This is a genomic window from Staphylococcus sp. MZ3, assembly GCF_018622755.1.
Classification (GTDB): Bacteria; Bacillota; Bacilli; order Staphylococcales; family Staphylococcaceae; genus Staphylococcus; species Staphylococcus aureus.
This window is the reverse complement of the sequence record NZ_CP076026.1, coordinates 710,889-736,697: the sequence shown is the minus strand read 5'-3', so window position 1 is coordinate 736,697 and position 25,809 is coordinate 710,889. Positions and strand designations below refer to the sequence as shown.

Genomic DNA, 25,809 nt, shown 5'->3' with positions numbered 1-25,809 from the left:
TTCACTCCCCATCAAGTACGCTAATCGTAACTTGTGATTTTATTTTTTCTATAGCGTCCCGTGTTGCTAAGTCCTCATCAAATGCCGTGGCAGTACCGCATGCGACTGCTTGTTGGAATGCTTTTTCAATCGTTAAACCTGAAGCAATTCCAGCCACCATGCCTGCAACTGTACTATCACCAGAGCCAACTGTATTAACCACTTTCCCTTGTGGATTAACTGCTTTAATACTGATTTCTTTATCAATATAAATAGCACCATCACCGCCAAGCGAGACAATAACAGATTGCGCACCTTTATCAACTAACAAACGACCATATTTAATAACATCTGTGTCTGAGTTCACTGTTGTATTAAACATCACTTCTAATTCATCTTTATTAGGTTTAATAAATAGTGGATGATATGGTAAAACGCTTTCAGCCAATTCTTTTTCAGCGTCGACTACTAATTTAGCACCTGTCTGTGCTGTAATTTGTGCAATTTGCGCATACGCATCGCTTGGAATACTACTTGGTACACTTCCAGCAACAATAACTATATCTTCGCTTGTTGTATTTTTAATTTGTTGTAACAGTTGTTCAAATTGTGTTGACGTTATATGAGGACCCGGTGCATTGATTTCTGTTTCTTGTCCTGTTTTTAATTTCACATTAATACGTGTATCTTCATCAACTTCAATAAAATTCGATTGAATTGCACTGTTATTTAATGTATCTATAATGAATTTCCCAGGAAATCCACCTGCAAATCCCAAGGCAGTTGACTCAACATCCAATGTCTTTAAGACGCGCGAGACATTAATACCTTTCCCCCCAGCGAATTTATATGTTGCTGTTGCTCTGTTCAAACCATCAATTTTAAAATCATTCGTAAAAATGACATAGTCAATTGAAGGATTGAAAGTCACTGTATAAATCATAAAGTCCCTCCTATAAAGTGATACTTTTGTTGGTATTCTTTTAACGATTCTTGATTTAATGCTTTTTCAGATGTGATGATTGTCGTACTTTCTAGCAAAGGTACACGAGCAAAATATACTTTATTAAACTTAGAATGATCTATAAGTACAAATGATTGATTGGCTAATGACATTGCTGTTTGTTTAACTAATGCCTCTTGCTCATCGGGAGTAGTTAATCCAAGTACAATATCTAATCCATTCATCCCGATAAAAGCTTTATCGAAACAATATCGTCTTAATATCTCCATAGCACTAGAACCAATCGTAGCAAGTGTATTTTCTTTAACTTGACCACCTAGCATAATTGTTTTAATACCTTTTTTAAGTAAAGCTTCTACATGTGTTAAACCATTGGTTACCACAATGATATCTTTCGCTTGAATATATTTAATTAGCTCCAATGTAGATGAACCAGCATCGATAAATAAGCATTCATTATCGTTGATTTGATTAGCTGCTATTTTAGCAATCATTTTCTTTTCATCAAGATTCGTTGCTAATTTTTCAGTTAAATTCGCCTCAACCATACGATTTTCTTTTAACATTGCACCACCATGCACACGTTGCAATTTCCCTAATTGTTGTAGTTTAGATAAATCTCTTCGTATTGTTGAAGCACTGCAACCAGTTCGATCTATTAATTCTTGTAAAGTCAAAAAATCTTTGTGCGAAAGTTCTTCTAATATTAACTCGTGTCTTTTTTCAGTAATTATCATCATCACCCCATCTCACTTTGTATTATAATGAGTACGCTTTCACTTTTCAATCATAAATTACCAAAAACAATCACAAACACTCAAATTGTGACGATAAAATTACATTTTTATGTTCAAATACTCATTTGTAATGACTGTTTATGATCGTAAAATGCTAATTCAATCAAAAAAAGTGTGGCAGAAATGAATTTTATAAAAATTTCATCTCTGTCACACTCCTAATCTTGCCCCATACTTTTTGTTGTTATTAATCATTCATGGATAACTGCTCCAATTTTGCCTTTAGTTATTGTAATCAAATCCTCAACAGCTATTGTGATTTGCATTGTTCGAAGCCCACCACTCACACTGATATGACTATAATTTTCACACGATTTGTCAACGACTGTTGGAAACAATGTTTTCATACCAACAGGCGAACACCCACCACGAATGTATCCCGTTACATTTTTCAAATTATCTAAAGGCATAAGCTGCAATTTCTTCTCTCCAACCAAAGCAGCTGCCTTTTTCATATCTAAAGTTTCACTTACTGGGATAACAAATACAAAATGTTCATGTTTTGTATTTTCTAGAACAAGCGTTTTAAATACTGTTTTAACATTTGCTTGTATGAGTTCTGCGACTTCTTGACCAGATAAATGTTCTTCTGGTACCTCAAAGCTATGAACTTCGTATTTAATTTTTGCACGATCAAGCATACGCATCGCGTTCGTTTTCTTATTTTTAGCCATTTCAACACCTCATTTATACTTCTTCAGAACTATATTAACATTTTAAAATACATTACGGATTGGTTGATTTTGACATAACATTTACATCATTTTATAAGTTGAATTCACCTTTTTAAATTAAATTATTGCAAAATAAAAACAGTATATCCAATTAGAATACACTGTTCCATCTATTATTTCGTTATTATGCCTTGATATGAAATACTTACATGTTGCTTACTAGTTGAATTATCATTGGAATACACATAATTATATCCATGATTTGTCTTAGAAATTCTTTCTAAACCATAATTATCATTGATATGCTTATCTGCATAACGATCAGCAATAACTTGGCACTCTTGTTCGTTAAAAGAATTTGATTTATTTGCATTCACACGATGTTTAAAATGATTTTGCTTTTTCACATTTTCATTCACTTCAGATGCTTTAGCAGTATGAATATTGAGAATATCCATTTTCTTTTTATAAGTATCTTCAGTTGATACATTTATCGCGTTAAGCGTATTAATTGTTTTATGTACCTTAGCAAGCGCATCTTCATTTGTTGCTAATATTAATAAACCAATTAAACAAACGGTTAATATTACAGCAACAAAGCCTAAAAATAAATTTTTTACTGTCATCCCCTTACCCACATTTCCTTACTCATTTTTTATCATCTTAACACATTAACGTTAATGAATTAGGTATGTGGATTGCAATTTAAAAAGAATGTAATATTTGTAACATGTTTATTACTCAAAATCATTTTTTGTTACATATAACATTTAAATATAAAGAGTAAAACATTTAGTCAATCGAATCTTTTTAAATGTAAAGCATCGAATTTTCTTAATAAAATTCATAAGAAAAACGATGCTAATCATTCATAATATTACGCTTTACTTTATATCAATATACACCAAAATACTTATGCTACATATTTTGTTCTTTCAATTTTGCTCTATGTTGCTTTTCAATTAAAACAATAACAACACCTGCTAATGAAACACCTATAGCCATATAAATTGGTGCTTCAATGTGTACATCAAATAACGCACCTGCGATTAAAGGACCTATGAAATTACCCATACTAGTGAATGTCGAGTTCAATCCGCCTGCAAAGCCTTGCCTTTCTCCAGCAATATTAGAAAAATAATTTGTAATGGCTGGTCGTATCATATCAAAACCTATGAAGACAACAAAACTGATTAACATTATTGACCAATAGCCATTAGCAAAAACTAATAATATTAAGACAACAACTGAATATAATAATGACCAAGCTATAAATGTTAACTCTGAGAAATACTTCATAAATTTATCGAAGAAATAGATTTGGAAAAGTGCCCCAAATATACCGCCACCCGTAATAGCAATCGAAATATCTTTAGGTGAATAATTTACCTTGTCAGCTGTGTATAGTGAATACAATGTTTCAAATGCAGATAAACCAAACGATAATACAAGTGTTAAAATAACTGGTGTAATAAACACTTTCCAGTTAATTTTCGTTAGCAATTGTGGCTCTAACTTTTGGAAACCACTTGTCGTAGACTTTTTCGGATCGTGAATCAATACAATTGACATTATAAATGCTAGAATACCTAATGCTCCTGCAAAGTAAAATGGCATACGATGTGAAACTTCTGCCATAAATCCACCAATCCCTGGTCCTAAAATGAATCCAGAATTGATAATCGCTGACATGTAGCCAAAGTTTTTTGCTTTTTGATGGCTTGGTGAAATGTCAGCTATTAAACCTGTCACACCAGGCATTACCATACCAGCACTCATACCACCAATCACTCTCGATAACATCAATACCGAAAAATTGTGGCCAACTGCAAACATAAATTCTGACACTGAAAACAAAATTAATCCTATACATATAATTAATTTCTTCCCTAATTTGTCAGCTAGCGTACCACCAAACGGCGATATAATCATTTGAGATAACGCAAAAGCAGCAACTAGTAATCCTAAATCACTACCAGTTAATCCCAAATCTTTTAAATAAACAGGCAAGACTGGTATTACTAAACCGATACCTAAAAAAATCAAGAAAATATTAAAATGTAAGACAAAAATCTGTTTATTCATATGCTCACCTCTTTTTTCTCCATGTCATGCTTAAAGCTGTTATTCTTCTTTTCCACGACAGATTGCAATTCATGCTAAATATTCGTAAAAAGTTTCTATATTGTATTACAACATTGCTACATTTGACAATATTTTTTCTTTGTAATTATCACTATTTTCCATTTAATTGTATAATTAATGACATATTAAAATAAAGGGGATTGATCATATGAAATTGCAAAAAAGTAATCATACTATACTACTAGTGTTGGAAAAAGGAGAAGATATCGTTGAATGTATAACAACCTTTGCAGATGACCAAGACTTAACATTTACATCTGTCAGCGGCATTGGTGCATGTGATGACGTTGTATTAAAATTTTTCAATTTAACAACGAAACAATACGAAGAAAAACATATTACTGAGCTACTGGAATTGACGAGCTTATTAGGTAATATTTCTCGTCTAGACAATGGTCATTTTGCACATTTGCATGCTACTTTCGGTACTCAATCATATGAAACTTTTAGCGGACATCTCGCTAAAGCAATTGTTTCTGCAACTGCTGAAATCATTCTTACTGTAACTGATTTGGACATTCAACGTTCATTCAAAGATGCAGTCGGTTTAAATTTACTTGATCCTCAATAGCACTTTACTTTTTAGTTGAATCAAATTTTATTACAAGTTATCATAAGTGCTTAATCATAAATGCATTCTCGTTTATTAATATACTTCAACGAGTTAAATTAAATTTTTAATTAGGAATTGAATGCGTTTATAACTATCACATTTGAATGAATAACTTTTTCATTAGAAAGTAGTGTTTATTATTGATGCAATCTCGATATATCGCTAGAATTTACTTTTTAATTTTATTTATCGTCTCCCTTTTTGAGACTAAAATTTTTCAATTTATGACTTTAAATTTGTTTTTAGCATATATACCTTTTGAGCTTAGTCTATTATTACGATTATTCAAACCGAATAAAAAGTATGAATGGCCACTCTTTATCATATATAGTTTTATATTTGTGTTACTTTTACCAAATACATTTTATATGGTAACTGATTTAATCCATTTGAACCAATTTCAATTCAACTTTTACGCAGGACTAAATTTAAGTGAGTGGAAATACTTTACCTATTTACTGCTTGGTGTCTTCTTAGCGGTTTATGTGATGATTTTAATCTATTTTGAAATACTAACATTGACTTCTCACCGTTGGCTTAATAGATTAATTGTTGTCGTGCTAATGTTTTTAAATGGATTCGGAATTTATATTGGTCGTTTCTTACGCTTACATTCCGTTTATTTCTTTAATGAGCCCTTACATGTTTTAAATCACATTCTAGAAAGTCTAACGCTTAAAACTGCTATGTTTGTATGTTTTATGGTTGTCATGCAAGCAGCAATTCTATTATTTGGAAAAGGAGTGCGTTTGAACAAGTGACAATAAATATAATCGTTTTAATAGTATCTATCATTGTCTTTCAATTGATTATTGGACACATATGGCATGATATTGGTTTAAGTTATTTAAGAAGTATCTTACTCATGATGCTGCCATTTGGACTAGGTGTATTTATACAACAAGTGTCGTATTACGAACGACAATATCCTAAATGGCAAGTGCCTCAAAACATAAAAGTTAGATTGAAATATATTTATCTCGCTACGTTTTTAGAGTATGTCGTACTATACCTCACTTTATTTACGGACATACTAAGATAACATCAAATTAATAAGAAAACTAAATACAACTTATATATTTGAGGAAAGCCAATTTCTATCACATCAATAATAGAAATTGGCTTATTTATATTGCTTAAGAACTTTATATTCTGCTCCAGATTTTACTCATGCCAGATCTATCAATTGAGCCGAATTAGTCTAGCGCTTTAAATGTAGCTAAAACTTGTGTACGTTTTTCTTGATGATCTACCATTTGTCTTGGATAATGACTACCTAATTCAATCCCCTGTTCAAAAAGGTTGGACTCATTGCGTTGTGTATCATGCAAATATTTTGCATCAATTTGATTAAAAATCGGAAGATATGTTTTGATATACAAAGCTTTAGCATCAAAGCGTTCACTCTGTCTTATTGGATTAAACATTCTAAAATACGGCACTGCATCCGTACCTGTAGAAGCAGACCATTGCCATCCATGAATATTTGATGCTGCATCATAGTCAATAAGGTGCTTTCTAAAGAATTTTTCTCCCCATGTCCAATCTATAAATAAATCTTTGGTTAAAAATTGCGACACAACCATTCTCATTCGATTATGCATAAAACCAGTTTGTGTCAATTCCATTATTGCTGCATCAATGATTGGAAATCCTGTTTGCCCTTCGCACCATGCATTAAAATTCGCTTCATTTTGCGACCATTTTATCTGTCGATATTTAGGTTTGAAAGCTTGGTATGAGGTTTCAGGATACTGTGTCATTAACACATAATAAAATTCTCTAAAAATGAGTTCACGTATAAATGCTTCATAGTTTGCCTCATCTTCATCATAACGTGCCAATAAATCATTAAAAATTTCAATAATATCTAATAATCCATATGCTAAAGCAACACTTAGCTGACTTGTTAATACTTCAGGTAAATAGTCTCTTCCGCTTTCGTAATTCTGTATATCTTGATCTAAAAAATGTTGCCATTTATTCTGTTCAATTATTTGTGAGGATCCAAATGCTATGTCATCAAACACTAAATCATCAGGTGATGCAATGACAAAGTCTTCGAATGATTTTAAATCATAGTGATATACGTCTCTATGCCTCAAGTAAGGTCGCCATTTTTTATAGAAACTAGTAAAAACTTTGTATGGCTCCCCTTGTTGATTCATTGTTTTACTCGCTTTAAAGTAATGATTCCCACGTATCAAAGTAACGGCAATGCGTGCTTCATTGAATAAAGAACGTTGATGTAAAATATCATATTCTTCAAGATGATAACTCATAATATCACCCGCAGTCACTACTTCAGAGATATTGTTTTCTTTACAAAATGAAATGATATCGTCATAAGACATGACATAAGGTGTGAGCTTTTCTGCGTGCAACGATTGGTAAAAGCGCTGCAAAGTACCGCGATAAAACTGTGCTTTCAAATCAGAAGCTGAAGACATGTCCTCTTCCGGAATGATAAAATAACATGCATCAATGTCTTCTTTTTGTTGATAAATATATTCAAATAATGGATTGTGTTCCATTCGAAACATTCGATTTAATAACACAGCAATTGCCATAAACAAAACACCCTTCAATTATCTTTTTATTTTATTAAGCTTTTTGTCACTTTAAAATAACCTAGATTCTTATTTATATTTTTAATTAAAGCAAACCTAACCATTTCCAATAAGTCATGCTAAAAACTATCACTAGAATATACCCTACAATTGTCAATGGTATACCTGCCTTCAAGAAATCTTTAACCGTAAAAGTACCAGTGCCATAAGCCAACATATTTTGAGGTGCACTAACAGGTAATAAGAAACCAAAACTAATAACAAATTGTTGAATTAAAACAAATCCTATAGACTGGTCTCCTAAGTGTAACGTAGAGGTTAGCGAAATAAAAACAGGTATTAACGCTGATGATAAACTTGTTGCACTCGCAAAGCCCAAATGAATCAATATATTAAAAAGCGTGATAAGTGCAATTGTCGCGATAATAGGTAAATGTTTTAAACCTAAAACACCAAAAGTTTGATCACTTAACCATTGAGCTGCACCTGTTTTCAAAAGAACGTTCCCTAGTGAAATACCTACACCAAACACGATAATTGTTCCCCATGGTATTTTATTTTCAACATGTTTCCATGTCATGACACCAATTTTCGGCATTAACATAACACCTAAAGCAATAATAGTAATGGATGCAGAGTCAATCGGATGTAATACTTTTTCAGTTGACCAAAACAGTAATAATAACATCGATATAACAATTAAACGCCATTCACGTGGGCTAACGGGGCCAAGTTTATGCAATTCATCTTTTATTAAATCTTTACCACCTTCTATTGTATTAATTTCTGGAGGCATCACTTTAATCATGATGAAATATAAAGCTATGGACATAACTATGGACCAAGGCGCTGCATATAAGAACCACTCGCCCCATGAAACATCAAATCCTAATTGATGGTTTATAAAATTAATCGCTACGATATTTTGTGCTGCCGCCGTTTTGATACCAATATTCCAAATTGACACAGCTTGTACTGAAGTAATTATTAATAAAGACGCTAACTTGCTATCTTTGGAAACTTTAAATGCCGCAATCATACCCAGCAAGATTGGTACAACTGCCCCTGCTCTAGCTGTTGCAGAAGGAACGAAAAATGCAAGTACAATTGAAACGATAATTGCTCCAATAACTATATTTCTAGTTTTATTACCAACAATTGATAACACTAAAAGAGCTAGTCTTTTATGCAAATTCGTTTCTTGCATAGCAGCAGCCAAAAATAATGCAGCTGCAACGAGAGCTACAGCTGAAGTTGCAAATCCACTAAACGCTAATGATAATGCATGATTAGTTCCTAGAAGGTCACTTCCAGCTAAAACAGCACTGCCACTTTTCGGATTACCTAGCTTCTCCCCTAAATTTTGAACCGGGCTAAATCCTAAAAGTAATATCATTAAGCCAATAATTAAAGTTGCTGACACCGGATATGATACAGCTTCCGTTACCCACATAATAACTGCAAAAGCTAAAATAGCTAGTACTGCCTTAGCCATTATTGGCAGACTTGAAGGTGCCGGGAGTAATAGTACAACTATAAGTATTATAAAACTCATGACAATCCAAAATGGCTTGTATTGCTTTTTTGTCTTTTCTTTCTTTTGTTGTTCATGTTCCACTACATGTTTTTCTTCTGACATAACAGTCACCCCTTTGTTTAATCTTAATTTAATTATAACAATTTTTTAAAACATACATTTTTAATTTATGCAAAATACACAATTTTATCGAAATATTTTGTAAATAATATTGCTAGGTGATGAGTTATCTCGGTTAATTACAAAACGATATCTAAGTTTAAATATTAGATCATAAAAAAACTATCTACTGAATATCCTCATAGCATCATTTTTCTAAGCAAAAGTTAAACTTAGTTAGATAAAATGCAAATGAGATTATTGTAGATAGTCTCTTTTTAATATTTAAAAATGATTAATGCCATAAACATAAATAATTCCAAAGAATGCCGCGCCACTAAGCACTGTTAATATAAGACTTAGTAACAATGTGCGTTTATAATGTTTAATAAATGCTATGAACAAAATGACTACATTATACGCAAAGAAAAGTCCGAATAATGTCATTGTTATTTTCAAATCAGAATAGAAAATATTTAATAGTAATACAATGACTGCATAAATTAAATATGGAATAACTATAAATTTGCGTTCAAATCTTAATTGTTCGAAACGTTTATCTTCGTTTGTCATGATATGCTCCTTTATGATTTAAAAGTAAATAAGTTTACGGAATATCTTGTCCGATAATAGCGGTGTAAATGTCAAACCACGACTGATCATCTAAATTAAGTTGTAGCCCTTCGATTGCTTGATCAATACGCTTTAACTGACTTGTTCCAAGTATCGGCATGATACTATGCGGTATTTTTACTAACCATGCTATCATCACAGCTGTGTCACTCACACCATATTTGTCAGCTATTGATTGAACAACTTTCATAATACGTTGCGCTTTAATATCTTCCTTGTCGAAAATTTTACCGCCTGCAAAAGGACTCCAAGCCATGATTTGAACATGGTTTTGATACATTGAATCCATTGTTCCATCTTGTAAACTATCAACGTGATATGGCGATAATTCTAATTGATTGATGCTAATATGTAGTCTTTCTTTCATAATATATTGATTTAACAATTGGTATTGTGAATGATTAAAATTCGACACCCCGAATGACTTCAACTTACCTTGTTTAACAAGTTTAGTTAATGCATCAGCAACTTGTTCTGGATCCATCAATGGTGAAGGACGATGAATGAGTAGACTATCTAAATAATCTACATTCAAATTGATTAATGACTGTTCAACAGATTTCACGATGTGCTTACTACTCAAATCATAACGATGTCCATTTGTAAAATCAAATTGCTTAGAAGGCAAAATGATACCACATTTCGTAACAATTTGAATTTTATTTCTTAATTCGGGTGATAAATCCAAAGCATTACCAAACAGTGATTCACATTGATAATCCCCATAAATATCAGCATGATCCATCGTTGTAATTCCACGTTCAACTAATTCATTTATAAAATAATTTAACTCTTTCGCAGTCATCTTCCATTCATTTGCACGCCAAAAACCTTGTACAAGCCTAGAAAAATGAACATAGTGATTAATCATTATTTGTTCCATATCTCATCCACTCCATCCCTCAATGTCACAAAATATTCACAATAAAAGTATTAAGAAATTAATGTGCTATTTCCGTTAAATTGAAACAACACATTTTCTGATTTACGTAAATTGTAGCATATCCAATTGATTACGTATGTGATTTGTATCTAAAGTTTCACCAATAATAACAATCGTTAATGGTAATTGCATGCCAATTATTCCATAGTCTGGTAAACCATATGCATATTGAAATTCATAAATTGCATTTGGTTGATCTCTAAATGACACATAACCTTTCAAACGTAGAACAGATTCCGGTAATTTCATTATAAATTGATAAAACAATTGACGATCAATCGGACCTGTAAACGTGTAAGTCATACTTTTAATCCCATGATGATGGTGATGATGAGACGATATCTCTCTGTCTTTAACAGTTAAGTCCAATTCTTCCAACGAAACTTTTCCATAGGTTGTTTTATAAGTTGGAATACTTGCACAAATCATACCTAATTGCTTATCAATTTTCTCAAGACTGTCATCAGTTATAAGATCAATTTTATTAATAATAATCATGTCACTTAGTTTCAACTGATCTTCCATCAGCGAAACTGTATTTTCGGTATATTGATGACGTTCTAAAAATCGAGTCGCATCTAATACACCATAAATAATCGGCTTTTCAAAGAAATTAACGATTTGCGGATCTTGACATGCAACTAGTAATTCCAAAGGATGCGCAATGCCTGTCGCTTCTATGATGACATGATTAACGTCCCCTTTTAAAGCAATGGCTTTTAGTTCATAGACAAGTTCTTGTTTAAGATCGCAACAAACACAACCATTAATCAATGAATGGACTTCAATTTCATTTGAAATACTATTGCTATCAATATCAAAAGTACCGAATTCATTCATGATGATTTTAATTTTCTCATCATTTTTTAATAATTCACTAATATAATGTGTCAGTAACGTGGTTTTACCACTACCCAAAAATCCGTTAATTATGGATATTCTTATTTTTTCATCTTTATTATTTTTCATTTTATATTCTCTTTTCTATTACAGTTATTTTTAAAAATGATAACATATATATTAAATTATCTTTTTGCTTGATTTAATCAAAAATATCTTCTAAACTTTAAACATACTTTAATTTTAGCATGGCATTGAATCAAAGAAAGTTGTGAATTAATAAACAATCAACTTTTTAATGATTACCAATCCGAAAAGAGAAAAAAACGGATAGTATGTCTGGAGGAGAACTTTAATGTCTGATCAACATAATTTAAAAGAACAGCTATGCTTTAGTTTGTACAATGCTCAAAGACAAGTTAATCGCTACTACTCTAACAAAGTTTTTAAGAAGTACAATCTAACATACCCACAATTTCTTGTCTTAACAATTTTATGGGATGAATCTCCTGTAAACGTCAAGAAAGTCGTAACTGAATTAGCACTCGATACTGGTACAGTATCACCATTATTAAAACGAATGGAACAAGTAGACTTAATTAAGCGTGAACGTTCCGAAGTCGATCAACGTGAAGTATTTATTCACTTGACTGACAAAAGTGAAACTATTAGACCAGAATTAAGTAATGCATCTGACAAAGTCGCTTCAGCTTCTTCTTTATCTCAAGATGAAGTTAAAGAACTTAATCGCTTATTAGGTAAAGTCATTCATGCATTTGATGAAACAAAGGAAAAATAATTAACTTTTGTCATGACAATTAAAGTAATGTTTAGAATTTATTAAGAATAGAAAAACAATTAGCACGCGTAAGCTTGTTAGTTAAAAAACTGCTTGAAAGGTTTCTTAGCCTATCAAGCAGTTTTTTTATGCATTATATTGAATCATATTCCATAAAGCACCTTGATTAGCGAGTAATTGTTGATAGTTTCCCTTTTCAACTATTTTACCATTTATCATCACAATGATGGTCTCAAAACGTGACAATAAAGTTAAATCGTGTGTAGCAACAATTAATGTTTCTGCATGTGCTTCAATTAAATCCATAACTTTTAAACTATTTTGTTTATCTAATGCAGTTGTTGGTTCATCTAAAATCCATGTTGATGCAGTATCTTTTAATAACATCCTCGCAATCGCTAAACGCTGAATTTCTCCGCCAGATAATGTATGACCATCTAAGTCAATTTGACGTTCTAGTGCCAAATGTTCTAAATCTAATTGCTTAAATATTGCTTGCACTGCTTCATCTCTTTCATCGGTAAATAAATTTTGACGTATTGTACCATCAAATAATTGTTGAGATTGTAGCAAGACATTTAACGATTCAAACTTATCTTTGTCATCTATTTCAAACATATCCATATTTTCGAAACGAATAGAGCCACTATCTAATTGATATAACCCAGCCATAATTTGTAGTAATGTACTTTTTCCTGAACCAGAAGGCCCCACAATCGCAATCTTTTCGCCTCTATTAACATTAAAATTAATATCCGACAACACATACGTTTGCTGGTTCCAATACTTAAAACTAGCGTCCTTAACTTCATAAATGTTCGTTGCATCATACTTATCATTAAGACGGTTTTTTCCATTAGTAGAAGGTACAGATATCACTTCATTAATATCATGCAATGCTTGGTCAGTATCCGCTTTATAATACGCGACATTTGTCATTGGTACAGCTTGTTCAAATAAAGTTAAGACCATTAAAACTATACTCGTCATATAAATAATATTTAGTTGGCCTGCATTAATTTGAATTAATCCTAGAACTAAACTACCAAAAATCGAAAGCATAGCAATAATATTTAATATAAAATCATAAATCGTTAAAAAGCGTTGCTCTTTAAGTTGTAATTTATCAAAATGATTTAATTTAGCCATCAAATTATCTCGATAATGATTAATTTGATTAAATCGACGTAGTTCATCCATACCAGCTTTATAATCATAAAAATGATTTAAAAATCGGGCCTGTTCATTAGCTGCATGTTTCTTTAAAGTACGTGCTTTTTTTGAGCTTAACCAAGGAACAACGAGTAAAGTAAACAACATGCTAACCATAATCAATAGCGCATGGCTGATTGAAATGAACGCCAAAACTATTACTGTAACTAGCGCTGTCAAACCGATAACGACTGGTGGATAATAAACACGTAAATATATATTTTGTAATGCCTCAACACGACTAATCATACGTGAAATTAAATCACTAGAACTCAGTTTACGGTAAACATTAGGAATGACATTTACTAATTTACCGAAAAACTGTACCCGAATATCACGTAGCATTGTAAATGTAGCTTTATGAGAAATAAGGCGCTCTATGTATCGAGTAATAGCTCTTAAAAACCCAAACAATTTTACTGTAACGACTAAAATCATCAGAGCGTATAGTGGCGCACCAAGTGCACTTTGTGTCACCATATAACCACTTAAGAAAAACATGGCGAGCGCAACTAAACTTCCACAAACACCAACAACTATAGCTAACAATAAATCCTTATCTACTTGAAATTTTAGTCGTGTTTTCATAAGTCATCACCATTTTCTGTTATATTTACTGAAATATTGCGATCATCAGCAATCAGTCTTCCATTTTCTATATACAAGCGTCGTTGTAAATGGCGAATTGTATTATCTCTATGTGCAATGACAATCATCGTTGTATCTTTAAAATGTTGAAACAGAACGTTCTGAATCATGTGTTCTGTTTGAATATCTAAACCAGTTGCAGGCTCATCAAATATAACGAGATCTGGCTTCATAACTAAAAGACGGCAAAGTTCTATGCGTCTCATCTGTCCACCAGATAACATTTCGCCTCCTTCACCTATTATTGTGTTAATGCCTTTTGTGAAAGATTGCACTTTGTCTAATAAACCTACTTCGTCTAGCACTTCTTCAATAGTATTATTTTCTATATACTTAAACATCGTAATATTCTCTTTTATAGAAGCACTGAAAATATATGGCTGTTGACTAAGTATTCCTATATTTAAATCACGCTGGTTTGTACTTATAGTACCTATTGTTGGCTGATAAACACCTGCAATAAGATGTGTCAAAGTGGATTTACCTGCCCCGCTTGGACCTACAAGTGCAATTTGATCACCTTTAAATATTTCCAAATTTAAATCATTTAATACCAATCTATCAGAATCATCATATCGAAATGATATGTCTGTTAACTGAATAAATGGCTTTTGGTTTTCCTCATACTTTAATAGAAATTCATTATTATAGTTCGGTTGTTCTAAAAACTCAAACACAACGTCACTGGCACCTTCACTTTGTTTTCCAGTATGGAACGCTTGCCCTAAGTCCTTAATTGCATTATAAAATTCAGGCGCTAAAATAATCGCAATTGCCGCAGTTTTAAAATCAATATTATGAAATACTACTAAGCTTAGCGTTGCTTCCAATGCAACCAATCCAATACCTAACATACTTATAAATTCGAGCATTAATCCCGATAAAAAAGCACTGCGTAAAATGCGCATTGTTAAAGTTCTAAACTGAGTACTATCGTCGTAAATATGCTTCTCTGTTTGCTCTGTACGATTAAATAGCTTTAACGTCACTAAACCTTTAGCAATATTTAAAAACCGTTGACTAAATTGATTCAAATAAGTCATTTGATCTTTTGACTCATCTCGCGTTTTCAAACCGAAAATAATATAAAACAAAGGAATAAATGGTGCAGTTATTAACATAATTAATGCGGTATTGAAATGGATGAAAAACATTGCAATGATTATGATGAGCGGAACCATGATTGATTTGAACACTTGAGGCAAATAACTCTTATAAAAAGGTGCTAGACCATCAATGTTTTCTGTGAGTATAGTCATTTGTTCACCGATTGGATGACCATTATTTTTATAAATAACCCGCTGTCTAAGCATATGCTTAACTTTAAATGCTAATGTATCACCTAACCATTGATTTAGAAATTGCACAGTTGCTCTTAAAAGTAAAACACCTAATAAAATAAATAATACAATCCATAATCCTTGAAATTGATGTCTTATAATTTTAGCTAAAAAATCTGCTATTAAAATATTTTGCGTTATAACGAGTATGCCGAGACCAGTACTGACCAAGAACATGAGTACCGGAAAAATTTTATATTGAAACAGTATTGTTGTTAATTTTTTCACAATTATATCACCTAAACCTATTATAAAAGGTTTTCCTTAAAATCAAATTAAATAGCTCAATAAAATATTGTAGTTTTACATGTAAAAGAAAATGAATATATACATCTTTAGTCTAGTATTATAACTATAACTAGCATGTCTTTAAATGAATATGCTATCATGATATGGTAATTTTGATATTTAAATAAATTAAATTGAGTAATGAAAGTGGGTACATTATGTTTATCATTGAATTAATAAAAGGTATTATCTTAGGGGTCGTCGAAGGATTAACAGAATTTGCACCTGTTTCCTCTACTGGACATATGATTCTAGTTGATGATATGTGGTTAAAATCATCTGAATTTTTAGGTTCTCAATCAGCATTTACATTTAAAATCGTCATCCAATTAGGATCCGTCTTTGCAGCAGCATGGGTATTCCGCGAACGCTTCTTAGAGATTTTACATATTGGTAAACACAAACATGTTGAAGGAGAAAACGATCAACAAAGACGTTCAAAGCCAAGACGTTTAAATTTATTACATGTATTAGTGGGTATGGTGCCAGCAGGTATTTTAGGCTTACTATTTGATGATTTCATCGAAGAACATTTATTTAGTGTGCCAACTGTTATGATTGGCTTATTCGTAGGTGCTATCTATATGATTATTGCTGATAAGTATTCAGTTAAAGTTAAAAACCCACAAACAGTGGATCAAATCAATTATTTCCAAGCGTTTGTAATTGGTATCTCTCAAGCAGTAGCTATGTGGCCTGGTTTCAGCCGTTCAGGCTCAACAATTTCAACTGGGGTATTAATGAAATTAAATCATAAAGCAGCATCGGACTTCACATTTATTATGGCTGTTCCAATTATGTTAGCAGCTAGTGGTTTATCTTTATTAAAACATTATCAAGATATTCAGATTGCTGATATACCTTTTTATATTTTAGGCTTTTTAGCTGCATTTACTGTTGGACTAATTGCAATCAAAACATTCTTGCATCTAATTAACAAAATCAAACTAATTCCATTTGCCATTTACAGAATTGTATTAGTAATCTTTATTGCTATACTTTACTTCGGATTTGGCATTGGTAAAGGTATTTAATTTCCTTTTAAAATATAGACTGTCAATTAAGGAACCACTTGATTGGCAGTTTTTATTGTCTTCTTTTAAAAAACATCTGAAATACTTAATAGTGATTCACTACTATCATCGTTTATATTGATGTATCATAGGGTATGTAAAATTAATAAAGTAATTATGGAGGCAAGATCTATGGATAAGAAAAAAGTCATCAAATTTATGATTAATGTATTACCAATTGTATTGGTACCGTTAATTGTTGAACGTAAACGTATCAAACAACATCCGGACGTACAAAAAGTTACAGATGCTACAAGTAAAGTTGCTTCAAAAACATCTGCAGCAATCAGTAACACAGCGAGTGATGTTAAAGAATATGTCGGCGATAAAAAACAAGATTTTGAAAATAAACGTGAACTTAAAAAGTTTGCTAGAGAACATGATCCTGCCTATATTGAGAAAAAAGGCGAAAAATTAGCTAAACAAAATCGTAAAGACGCTGATAAAATGAATAAAATACTTCAAAAAAATATCGAAAAGCGTCATAAAGAAGAGCAAAAAGCCCGCGAAAAGAATGAAATACAACGTATTAAAGATATGAAAAAATCACAAAAATACGAAGAAAAAGCAGGCTTAACACCTAATAAATTAGATGAGAAAACTGAGAAAAAAGGCGATAAACTAGCTGAAAAAAATCGCAAAGAAATCGCTAAAATGAATAAAAAGTTACAAAAAAATATTGAAAAACGACACAAAGAAGAACAAAAACGCCAACAAGAAGCTGATAAAGCACGCATCAAGTCATTTAAAAAATATAAAGATTATGTTGCCAAAAGCGCCTCTCAACAAAATAAAGAAAACAATACAGAGGCATAATTGTGACACATATTATTATTGATGGAGATGCTTGTCCTGTTGTTGATTCTATTATAGATTTAACAACTGAGACAGGCATTTTTGTGACAATTATTCGGAGCTTCAGCCATTTTTCGAACCAATTATATCCCCCACATGTATCAACATTATATGTTGATGATGGACCAGATGCAGTTGATTACAAAATTGTTCAATTATCAACGAAGGATGATATCGTAGTCACTCAAGATTATGGACTCGCAAGTTTATTAGTCGACAAAGTCTTAATTGTCATGCATCATAATGGGAAGATATACAATTCCAACAATATTCAACAACTATTAGATAAACGATATATGAATGCACAAATTAGAAAACAAGGTGGTCGCCACAAAGGTCCCCCACCTTTTACAAAGCAAGATCAAAAAGTGTTTGAACAATCACTATTAAAAGTCATTCATCGAATTAAGGAGCTGGATTAACATGAAACGAATCGCAGTTTATTGTGGTGCAAGCAAAGGTCATGACCCTTCATATGTACAAAAAGCATACGATTTAGGTAAATATTTTGCTGAACAAGGTTATGAATTAGTATTTGGTGCAGGGTCAATTGGTATTATGGGTGCCATTCAAGATGGTGTATTAGATCATGGCGGCAAAGCTATTGGCGTCATGCCTAAAATGTTAGATGAACAAGAAATCACAAGCCAACGTTTAACTGAATTAATTTTAGTTGATTCTATGCATGAACGTAAAAATAAAATGGCAGAACTTGCAGATGCATTTGTCATGGCTCCTGGTGGCGCAGGTTCACTAGAAGAATTTTTCGAAATGTATAGTTGGGCTCAAATAGGTATCCATGAAAAGCCTATTGCCATTTATAATATTAATGGCTTTTTCAATCCACTACAAACAATGATTGACCATATGATTGAGGAAGGTTTTATTGATCCTAAGTATCGTGCTCTTGCACCGTTATGCGACACTAATGAATCATTAATAGAATCAATATTAAATTTCAAACCTCTAGGTACTCGTTCATACGATTAATCATTCTAAGGTTAAAGAATAAACAAACACCCCTAATATTGTTATCATCAGCTAAACAATATTAGGGGTGTTTGTTACGCTTATGTATAAATTTTTCACTTTCGAAGATTAATGTAATAGCGCACTTGCCTTTTTAATAAATGATACTTACTTAGATTGGGTAATTCGAAATAATCATACACTGTCATGCCAATTTTTTCCATTACACGTTGTGAAGCTTTATTTGCTTCTGCTGTAAAACTATAGACATCGTATATTTGATGTTCTTCTGCTAACTTCAAAGTTGCCTTTGCGCCTTCAGTTGCTAATCCTTTTCCCCAAAATTCTGGCAACAAGCGCCAACCTATTTCATAAAGCGGTAATTCTTTAAATGGATAATCGCTTGTTTCTGGAATATAATTCAAACCTATAAAGCCTATCCATTGATGTGTCTCTTTATCTTCTACAGCAAATAATCCAATGCCATAATCTTTAATAACCGCATCCATAGTTCTCATATCTAATTCTGAACGACGATAACTCAATAAACTTGGAAAATATTTACGTACGTCATAATTCGCATTCATTTTTTGAAAAGGTAACAGATCATCTTCATGCCAGTCTCTTAATATTAAACGCTCTGTTTCACAATAAATCATCGATTGACACTCCTATATAATTTCTCAATAAAAAACACAAAATCGATATTTTGATCAACTTTGCGTTTTAGATAGCAGTTTATTTTGATTTAGAAATATAACTTATAAGTTCAACATGAACTGGCACTTCTTTTAAACGTGCTCTATCTGATTTCAGCGCAGTAAAAGTTGCATCTATAAAATCTTGTTGATGGTTTAAACGATATGTAGCAACAAAAGTATCTGTATCGGACTCAAAGTTTGGTAAATGTGCAATTACACGCTTAATTTCGCCAGTAGAATCAGCAATCGTATGTCCTGTAATGTTTTCTAATTCTCTACCTAATTCTGGCAAAGTAATATCTTGACCCTCTAAAATTCTAAAATCTTGTTCATGCATGCCGTTTCTCTCCTTTATTAATTACGTTGTCTATTTTTACGTTCTGTTTCAATCATGACCACATTTTAATTAATACATACCCTTAAAATAAGGTTTAAAACGCTGTACCTTTCATCTATAACAAGTAAGCAATTCGATTATGATTGGTGTTTGTCATTAGCTTTTTGATCTTTATCTGCTGATGTAGGCTTTTTGTGATTATCTTTATCCGATGACTTAGTTTGATCTTTTGATTGCTTATCTTGTGATGCCTCTTTATCTTTATCTTTATCTTTGTCTTTATTTTTGTCTTCGTCTTTTTTATCATCCTTGTTATCTTCTTTTGAAGGTTTTAAATCTTTCACTTCTTTTTCAAGGTCTTTTTGCTTATCTGCTAATTTTTCTTTTTCTTGTTGAAGCTTTTCTTTTTTATCTTTTAATTCTTTATTTTCTTTTTGTAAATTATCGATATCCTTTTCCAGAGTGGCTTTCTCTTGACTTTTACCACAACCTGTTAAAAATAGCATGACCGCCATAATACTGATGATTAATTTCTTCATATAAAACTCCTTAACGTCATTAAATCTTTTTTAATTTTAACATGAATTAGCAACATAATCCTAATTCTAATCAATATCTTTATACATTTTCACATGACTCACTTGATAACCTAAATCTTTATTCAAAGATATCATTGGCAAATTATTTTTATGAATTGTACTGCTTATTCGCTTTGCATTCATAGTTTTTGTCCATTTTTCAAGCGCAATCTTCAGTTGCGTAGCTATTCCCAGTTTGCGAAATTGTGGTTCAACATATAGCAGTTCAATGTTAACCATACTTTTTTCATTACTAAAATGTCCCCAAATAAACGCTATTAATTGACCTTCATTTTCATATATATAAATTTTATCATTTGTATGTTCTAATCTTGAACATATCATCTCGTACCTAAGAGCAATACTCAGTTTAGTACATTTATAGTTGGATTCTACTTGCGACAATAATGTCTCATGTATATTAGCTATTTGCTTGATATAATTATGTTCATCTTTATTAAGTGTCCTCATTTTCCTCTCCAATATTAATCGTTATATTTATGCGTTTAATATGATATGATTGACCTTATTAATACTATAAAATCATTTCCATTTTAATTTGGAATTAAACATTTTTAAAGGAGCGCTTAAGTAACAATGAAAAGTACTGCGCAATTAACAAAAGAAAATAATGTTAAATCATTAAGATTAAGCAATACTGATAGAGAAATCTTCGAGAATTATATGACTTATATGCGCTCTGACTTTCGCGTCAATCCTCATGATACAGAGTTAATTATTAACCGTATACTTAAACAATTATTAAGCGCAGAACAACATGGTTTATTAGCCTTAGATTTTTTCAATCACGACCCAAAAGCACATGCAATAAAAGAACTAAAAGCGATGCCTAATGAAACATTTAAAAATATTTTTAAATATATCTATCAACACATCGTTCTATTAATTGGGATTGTTAGTTTTCTCAAAGGATTTTTAGGATTTTTCATGAAAAAAAATGGAAGTAATTTATATTTTGTTTCATTCCCGTTTTCAGTAGTCGTTGGATTCTTTATTGTCTTTTTATTTATATGGTTTAGTTTTAAAACAATACAACTGCAGTGTTTTAACAATTCAAATTGGATATGGATATTCACCTATTTAGCAATCATTCTACTAATTGTAGGATTTTTCTATGTATTCTTTATTCCACAATCATTACTTGCCTTTGGACCATATATTCAGGTAAGCAATTGGGTATTTATTATATTTTCATTTATAGTTATGCCTATTGGATTACGCATTGAAAGAAATATTTCGAAAAAACATTCTCATACATTTTTATAAACAAAAAGCTTATTACATCATATGCGAATTTGGTACTGTTAATGATAAAATCACTAAATTACAGTTACCGAAAAACATATTTTGCAATAAGCTTTTTATTAATTAATCAATAAAGCATCTATAAAGAACCATACAATCATTATAAACATAATGATTGCTTGAGCTATACTACTTGTTAAAAATGCTACGATTGAACCTATACTTACTTTAACTGCTCTTTCAAATGAATAGCCTTGTATTAATTCAACTATGAATACCAAAATAAAAGGTATAATAATAATTCCAAATGGCGGTAAAACAAAACATCCAATAACCACACCAATTAAAGCTGCATACTCTCCAAACTTAGAACCACCGAAGCGATTCACAAAATATTTATTAGCTAAAAAGTCCGCACATAAAATTAATATTGTTAGCAATGTCATAGATACATAAAACACCCATGATAAATGCTGATTATGAAAGCCAAATTGATAGATTAGAAAGCCAACCCATAATACTAAAACAGAAGGAATAATCGGCTTAATCAACCCAACAAATGCTAACATGAAGGCAGCGATGATAAGTAGCCATAAAATAATTGTCATGTTGATATCACATCCTCTTTTGTAATTTTTTGATTTTTAGTAAAGAATATAAGTATCATACCTAACATGATTGATGCTGCTGATACAAAAAATACATTTTCCAAACCTACCCAGTGACTCATAGCACCACCTAATAGGTTACCGCCTAACTGTCCAATAACCATTGCATTAGAAAATAATGTTGAGGCGTATCCTGGAAAATCTGGTAAGATATCTTGGAAATAACTAATACCAATTCCTAAAAGAACCGCTAAGAAAATAGCTAAAAACACCTGTCCTGCTAACATCATATAGAAGTTTTTAAATACCCCAATGCTGAAGTAGAATAAACCACCAAAAATCGCTCCATAAATCAACAATGTTCGAGTCTGTAATCTAGATGATAAAACGCCAAGAATGATCATAAATGGCACTTCTAAACCAGCACATAAACTAGCTAAATAACCGACATGTTGCTCATTTTCTTTTAAATAATCAGTAACAAATAAAGGCATATTCATCGTATACATCCATTGTCCAATGTGTAATAAAATAAATGCAATAAATGGTAATAAAAGTGTTTTGTCTTTAAACATATTAGGAGCAATTTTTTCAACATGTTGTTGCGTACTAATAGGGTGTTTAATGTTTAAATCCTTATAGAAAAACACTTGAAGTACTAAAGTAAATAAAATGATACTTATTGTTCCACCAAACAATCCAGCATAGCCTTTTAATCCGATTAATTGGGCACCAATAAATGGACCAAATAAAAAGCCCAATGAGAACATTGAACGTAATACTGTGTTGGCAAATTGAGCTCTATCTTTAGAGCTTGAAACATTGATAGATTCTCTAGCAGATGCGTAAAGTTGGGGCATTGCTGGTGCAAATAATCCTTGAAAAATCGCATATAGTAATATGAATAACCAGATTGTATCTACAAAAAAGTATATTGAAAAACCAAGCGCACCCATTAATAATGCGAGAATAATAATAATTTTTCTATTAAAGTGATGCGTATCCGAAAATCTAGCAATAATTGAATTTACTGTAAACTGGCTAATCGCTGCAGATGCTAGAAGTAATCCATACTGATTTGTTGTCATACCTAAATCTTTAGTTGCAAAAAGAACAAGATATGGGACCGTAACCGCAATACCCATACCTAGTAGAAACATATTAGCAACAAAGAGTTTATAATTCTTTATTTGTAATAACGCTGCAAACATATCCATAACCCCGCTTCTTAGAGCCCCTTTTAATTTATTAATTAGGGGCTCTTATGCAGTTGGTGCATTAGCAACCAACTGTATTCCTTTGTCCCCTTTTAATTTATTAATTAGGGGCTCTTTTGCTGTTGGTGCATTAGCAACCAACTACGTTCAATTTAACCGAATAGTTTAAAATTAAATACAAACCTTAAATTAGTCTAAAACTACGCCTTTGGTTGTTCAACAAAGCTCGCCATGAGATTTACAAAAGAATCAACTTGTGGCAATTGCAACATGCTCGGATCATAACTCATAAATGTCGAACGAATCAGCGGTTCATTATCAATTTCTACTTTTTCAAACTCAAATTGTTCTTTGCTGATATTTTTCATCATAATTTCCGGCAAAATTGTAACACCTACACCACTAATCAACATTTCTTTGCAAGTTGCTACTTGATCCACTGTAATAGTTGCATGGTAATCTTGTTCTAAATTATCGTTATACCATTGTTTTATTTGATTTATATAAATCGGATCAGCTTGAAACTCTATAAATGGTAACTTTGTAACATCATCTCGTCTATTTTTTGGAAAAATAAAATAATGATCATCATTAGATAAATGTGTGTTAGCTAAATTCATTACTTTATTTCCACGAGTTATCATAACATGATAATCTCTATGATTTGCTTTAATTTGTTCAGTTGAACCAACTTGCACTTGTATTTCAACATTAGGAAATTGGGCATTATATAGGCTCAAAACTTCAGGAAGTAAGGTTTGTCCAATCAAAGAAGAACACCCGATTGATATTGTTCCATTCACTTCACCAATATGTGCCTGCATTTTGTCAAAAAATAATCGCTCTCTTTTCAACATGTCACGGGCATGCTCAATAATCATTGTTCCTTCAGTTGTTGTAATCAATTGTTTTTTTGTTCTGATAAAAATATCTACTCCAAAAGCATTTTCAATAGCTTTTAGTCTTTGTGTAACAGCAGGTTGAGATATATATAAAATTTCAGCCGCTTTACGTAACGTTTTCGTTTCGTCTAATGTTATTAGTAAACGATAGTCTTCAATCTTCATAATTTCCCCCCATAAATTATTCAATTATTGAACTTTCATGACTACGAGCATTCAAGAGTTCATTACTAACGAATAATTTCACCAATTTTATTGGCATGGCTGCAGCTTGAATTACTTAGTTTTTCTTTTGTTGTTGGTGATTTTTAGTTTGATTATATTGCTTAGGCTTTATTTGTTTGCTTTTTTCAATATTAGTTTTATTTTGTGGCTTTTGATGATTTTTTTGAGCCTTTGCATTAATTTTATTAAAGCAGTACATGATTTTCTTTTGGAATCCTTTAAAATCATTTTCTAACTCTGCCATAATTTGATGTGCAATCATATATGCTTCATGAAATTGCTTTTTTGTAATTTGCTCACTTTCTAATGCAAACATTAAGTCATCTTCATCTACCAACTCATATTCACCACTTGGTAACGCTAAAACATCTAAACATAAATCTACTGTACGCGCATTACCTTTTTGCGTTATATTTTTGATATTTATATCAAAATAATATTCTAATGGATTGCCTTTATTATCAAACATTACAGTTATACTATAACGTTTCTTTTCAGGTAGTATTTGCAACCATTTATAATTGTCATCTGCGACAATGATATTTTGTCCAACTACCGTCACCTCTAAAGGATCACGAACCTTTTTCATCGTGACTAAGCCTATAATACCCTTAAACCTATTATTATTAACTTTTACCTCTGTGTATTCCCTATCAATTAGGCGACGCCAGTGACGTTTATCTATATACTTTACTTTCACAGTCACCAACTCCTTGTCATTATTATATAAAACTACATAAATGATGTCATGTCATGATACAGTTTTATAGTTTTTGTTAATCATATGAAAATATTTATTATTATTTTACTACAACTCGCTTCAATTTACTTAAAATAGACAATATTAATTAGATAGTACACACATTTCTTCATAAAAGTGATTTTTCAAAAATATAAATAACACACTCTTATCGTTTTCAAAATCATTTAATGCTATTTTCATTAAAAACAGCTGTAGCATCAATTCTATTCTGATTCAATCAAGAATACATACAAA

30 protein-coding genes are annotated in these 25,809 nt (G+C 31.5%); 9 read left to right on the top strand and 21 right to left on the bottom strand.

Going from position 1 to position 25,809, the window contains the following annotated elements:
- Window position 1: 1 nt before the first annotated feature.
- The 5 genes from pfkB to norA all read right to left on the bottom strand — a co-directional run bounded on the left by pfkB (window position 2) and on the right by norA (window position 4,499).
- Window positions 2-922: a 1-phosphofructokinase gene (gene pfkB, locus KI230_RS03455; RefSeq protein WP_000640743.1), complete on the bottom strand. Its 921-nt coding sequence runs from the start codon at window positions 920-922 to the stop codon at window positions 2-4.
- Window positions 919-1,683 (bottom strand): DeoR/GlpR family DNA-binding transcription regulator, encoded by a 765-nt coding sequence (locus KI230_RS03450; RefSeq protein WP_072384810.1) that lies wholly within the window; start codon window positions 1,681-1,683, stop codon window positions 919-921. The genes pfkB and KI230_RS03450 overlap by 4 nt, the downstream gene beginning before the upstream one ends.
- 248 nt (window positions 1,684-1,931) lie before the next feature.
- A complete protein-coding gene (gene ybaK, locus KI230_RS03445) occupies window positions 1,932-2,414 on the bottom strand; it encodes a Cys-tRNA(Pro) deacylase (RefSeq protein ID WP_001107241.1) in 483 nt (160 codons plus the stop codon).
- A gap of 173 nt (window positions 2,415-2,587) precedes the next feature.
- Entirely contained in the window at window positions 2,588-3,040 is a 453-nt protein-coding gene (locus KI230_RS03440) for a hypothetical protein (protein ID WP_045177951.1), read from the bottom strand.
- Window positions 3,041-3,332: 292 nt separating this feature from the next.
- Entirely contained in the window at window positions 3,333-4,499 is a 1,167-nt protein-coding gene (gene norA, locus KI230_RS03435) for a multidrug efflux MFS transporter NorA (protein ID WP_138277905.1), read from the bottom strand.
- A gap of 208 nt (window positions 4,500-4,707) precedes the next feature.
- Here norA and KI230_RS03430 point away from each other — a divergent pair, with 208 nt between their 5' ends.
- From KI230_RS03430 to KI230_RS03420, 3 genes are all read left to right on the top strand, one after another.
- Window positions 4,708-5,130: a PPC domain-containing DNA-binding protein gene (locus tag KI230_RS03430; protein ID WP_000776014.1), complete on the top strand. Its 423-nt coding sequence runs from the start codon at window positions 4,708-4,710 to the stop codon at window positions 5,128-5,130.
- Between the two features lie 185 nt (window positions 5,131-5,315).
- Window positions 5,316-5,933: a DUF1361 domain-containing protein gene (locus KI230_RS03425; protein ID WP_001191874.1), complete on the top strand. Its 618-nt coding sequence runs from the start codon at window positions 5,316-5,318 to the stop codon at window positions 5,931-5,933.
- Window positions 5,930-6,214 carry a hypothetical protein gene (locus KI230_RS03420; RefSeq protein ID WP_000154465.1) on the top strand — a complete coding sequence of 95 codons (285 nt, stop codon included), beginning with the start codon at window positions 5,930-5,932 and terminating at the stop codon, window positions 6,212-6,214. Before KI230_RS03425 ends, KI230_RS03420 begins: the two co-directional genes overlap by 4 nt.
- Window positions 6,215-6,368: 154 nt before the next feature.
- Here the strand turns inward: KI230_RS03420 and KI230_RS03415 are convergent, their stop codons facing one another.
- The 5 genes from KI230_RS03415 to KI230_RS03395 form a co-directional block, all read right to left on the bottom strand.
- Window positions 6,369-7,742 carry a cryptochrome/photolyase family protein gene (locus KI230_RS03415; protein ID WP_045177954.1) on the bottom strand — a complete coding sequence of 458 codons (1,374 nt, stop codon included), beginning with the start codon at window positions 7,740-7,742 and terminating at the stop codon, window positions 6,369-6,371.
- Between the two features lie 85 nt (window positions 7,743-7,827).
- Window positions 7,828-9,381, bottom strand: coding sequence for an SLC13 family permease (locus KI230_RS03410; protein ID WP_045177955.1), 1,554 nt, complete (start codon window positions 9,379-9,381; stop codon window positions 7,828-7,830).
- A gap of 282 nt (window positions 9,382-9,663) precedes the next feature.
- Window positions 9,664-9,951 (bottom strand): hypothetical protein, encoded by a 288-nt coding sequence (locus KI230_RS03405; RefSeq protein WP_000180416.1) that lies wholly within the window; start codon window positions 9,949-9,951, stop codon window positions 9,664-9,666.
- Between the two features lie 34 nt (window positions 9,952-9,985).
- The gene (locus KI230_RS03400) at window positions 9,986-10,894 is read right to left on the bottom strand and encodes an aldo/keto reductase (protein ID WP_000435109.1); all 909 of its coding nucleotides are present in this window, start codon (window positions 10,892-10,894) and stop codon (window positions 9,986-9,988) included.
- Window positions 10,895-10,996: 102 nt separating this feature from the next.
- Window positions 10,997-11,923, bottom strand: coding sequence for a CobW family GTP-binding protein (locus KI230_RS03395; protein ID WP_000794408.1), 927 nt, complete (start codon window positions 11,921-11,923; stop codon window positions 10,997-10,999).
- Between the two features lie 226 nt (window positions 11,924-12,149).
- Here KI230_RS03395 and mgrA point away from each other — a divergent pair, with 226 nt between their 5' ends.
- Entirely contained in the window at window positions 12,150-12,593 is a 444-nt protein-coding gene (gene mgrA, locus KI230_RS03390) for a global transcriptional regulator MgrA (RefSeq protein WP_001283444.1), read from the top strand.
- Window positions 12,594-12,719: 126 nt separating this feature from the next.
- Here mgrA and KI230_RS03385 read toward each other — a convergent pair whose 3' ends face one another.
- Both KI230_RS03385 and KI230_RS03380 read right to left on the bottom strand, forming a co-directional pair.
- On the bottom strand, window positions 12,720-14,393 hold the full coding sequence (locus tag KI230_RS03385) for an amino acid ABC transporter ATP-binding/permease protein (protein WP_049296554.1): 1,674 nt from the start codon (window positions 14,391-14,393) through the stop codon (window positions 12,720-12,722).
- Complete coding sequence (locus tag KI230_RS03380; protein WP_214958320.1) at window positions 14,390-16,021, bottom strand: ABC transporter ATP-binding protein/permease; 1,632 nt, start codon at window positions 16,019-16,021, stop codon at window positions 14,390-14,392. The genes KI230_RS03385 and KI230_RS03380 overlap by 4 nt, the downstream gene beginning before the upstream one ends.
- Window positions 16,022-16,239: 218 nt before the next feature.
- Here KI230_RS03380 and KI230_RS03375 point away from each other — a divergent pair, with 218 nt between their 5' ends.
- From KI230_RS03375 to KI230_RS03360, 4 genes are all read left to right on the top strand, one after another.
- Window positions 16,240-17,115, top strand: coding sequence for an undecaprenyl-diphosphate phosphatase (locus KI230_RS03375; protein ID WP_000469894.1), 876 nt, complete (start codon window positions 16,240-16,242; stop codon window positions 17,113-17,115).
- A gap of 171 nt (window positions 17,116-17,286) precedes the next feature.
- Window positions 17,287-17,970: a hypothetical protein gene (locus KI230_RS03370; protein WP_000358498.1), complete on the top strand. Its 684-nt coding sequence runs from the start codon at window positions 17,287-17,289 to the stop codon at window positions 17,968-17,970.
- 2 nt (window positions 17,971-17,972) lie between these two features.
- The gene (locus KI230_RS03365) at window positions 17,973-18,431 is read left to right on the top strand and encodes a YaiI/YqxD family protein (protein ID WP_023913465.1); all 459 of its coding nucleotides are present in this window, start codon (window positions 17,973-17,975) and stop codon (window positions 18,429-18,431) included.
- 1 nt (window position 18,432) lies between these two features.
- Window positions 18,433-18,999: an LOG family protein gene (locus KI230_RS03360; RefSeq protein WP_023913464.1), complete on the top strand. Its 567-nt coding sequence runs from the start codon at window positions 18,433-18,435 to the stop codon at window positions 18,997-18,999.
- Window positions 19,000-19,094: 95 nt separating this feature from the next.
- Here KI230_RS03360 and KI230_RS03355 read toward each other — a convergent pair whose 3' ends face one another.
- The 4 genes from KI230_RS03355 to KI230_RS03340 form a co-directional block, all read right to left on the bottom strand.
- Window positions 19,095-19,637, bottom strand: a complete 543-nt coding sequence (locus tag KI230_RS03355) for a GNAT family N-acetyltransferase (RefSeq protein ID WP_045177965.1) — start codon at window positions 19,635-19,637, stop codon at window positions 19,095-19,097.
- A gap of 79 nt (window positions 19,638-19,716) precedes the next feature.
- Window positions 19,717-20,016: a hypothetical protein gene (locus KI230_RS03350; protein WP_000545115.1), complete on the bottom strand. Its 300-nt coding sequence runs from the start codon at window positions 20,014-20,016 to the stop codon at window positions 19,717-19,719.
- 137 nt (window positions 20,017-20,153) lie between these two features.
- The gene (locus tag KI230_RS03345; protein ID WP_031774786.1) at window positions 20,154-20,555 is read right to left on the bottom strand and encodes an SA0632 family lipoprotein; all 402 of its coding nucleotides are present in this window, start codon (window positions 20,553-20,555) and stop codon (window positions 20,154-20,156) included.
- 66 nt (window positions 20,556-20,621) lie between these two features.
- Complete coding sequence (locus KI230_RS03340) at window positions 20,622-21,065, bottom strand: GNAT family N-acetyltransferase (protein ID WP_045177967.1); 444 nt, start codon at window positions 21,063-21,065, stop codon at window positions 20,622-20,624.
- A gap of 126 nt (window positions 21,066-21,191) precedes the next feature.
- Here KI230_RS03340 and KI230_RS03335 point away from each other — a divergent pair, with 126 nt between their 5' ends.
- Entirely contained in the window at window positions 21,192-21,881 is a 690-nt protein-coding gene (locus KI230_RS03335; protein WP_029271602.1) for a DUF1129 domain-containing protein, read from the top strand.
- A 98-nt stretch (window positions 21,882-21,979) separates the two neighbouring features.
- Here the strand turns inward: KI230_RS03335 and KI230_RS03330 are convergent, their stop codons facing one another.
- The 5 genes from KI230_RS03330 to KI230_RS03310 all read right to left on the bottom strand — a co-directional run bounded on the left by KI230_RS03330 (window position 21,980) and on the right by KI230_RS03310 (window position 25,773).
- Entirely contained in the window at window positions 21,980-22,468 is a 489-nt protein-coding gene (locus tag KI230_RS03330) for a DUF456 domain-containing protein (RefSeq protein WP_000152583.1), read from the bottom strand.
- A complete protein-coding gene (locus KI230_RS03325; protein ID WP_000367064.1) occupies window positions 22,465-23,685 on the bottom strand; it encodes a sugar efflux transporter in 1,221 nt (406 codons plus the stop codon). Before KI230_RS03325 ends, KI230_RS03330 begins: the two co-directional genes overlap by 4 nt.
- Window positions 23,686-23,885: 200 nt before the next feature.
- The gene (locus tag KI230_RS03320) at window positions 23,886-24,752 is read right to left on the bottom strand and encodes a LysR family transcriptional regulator (protein WP_214958319.1); all 867 of its coding nucleotides are present in this window, start codon (window positions 24,750-24,752) and stop codon (window positions 23,886-23,888) included.
- Between the two features lie 115 nt (window positions 24,753-24,867).
- The gene (locus KI230_RS03315) at window positions 24,868-25,512 is read right to left on the bottom strand and encodes a ribonuclease FAU-1 family protein (protein ID WP_000865624.1); all 645 of its coding nucleotides are present in this window, start codon (window positions 25,510-25,512) and stop codon (window positions 24,868-24,870) included.
- A gap of 144 nt (window positions 25,513-25,656) precedes the next feature.
- Window positions 25,657-25,773: a hypothetical protein gene (locus tag KI230_RS03310; RefSeq protein ID WP_001789973.1), complete on the bottom strand. Its 117-nt coding sequence runs from the start codon at window positions 25,771-25,773 to the stop codon at window positions 25,657-25,659.
- Window positions 25,774-25,809 lie beyond the last annotated feature (36 nt).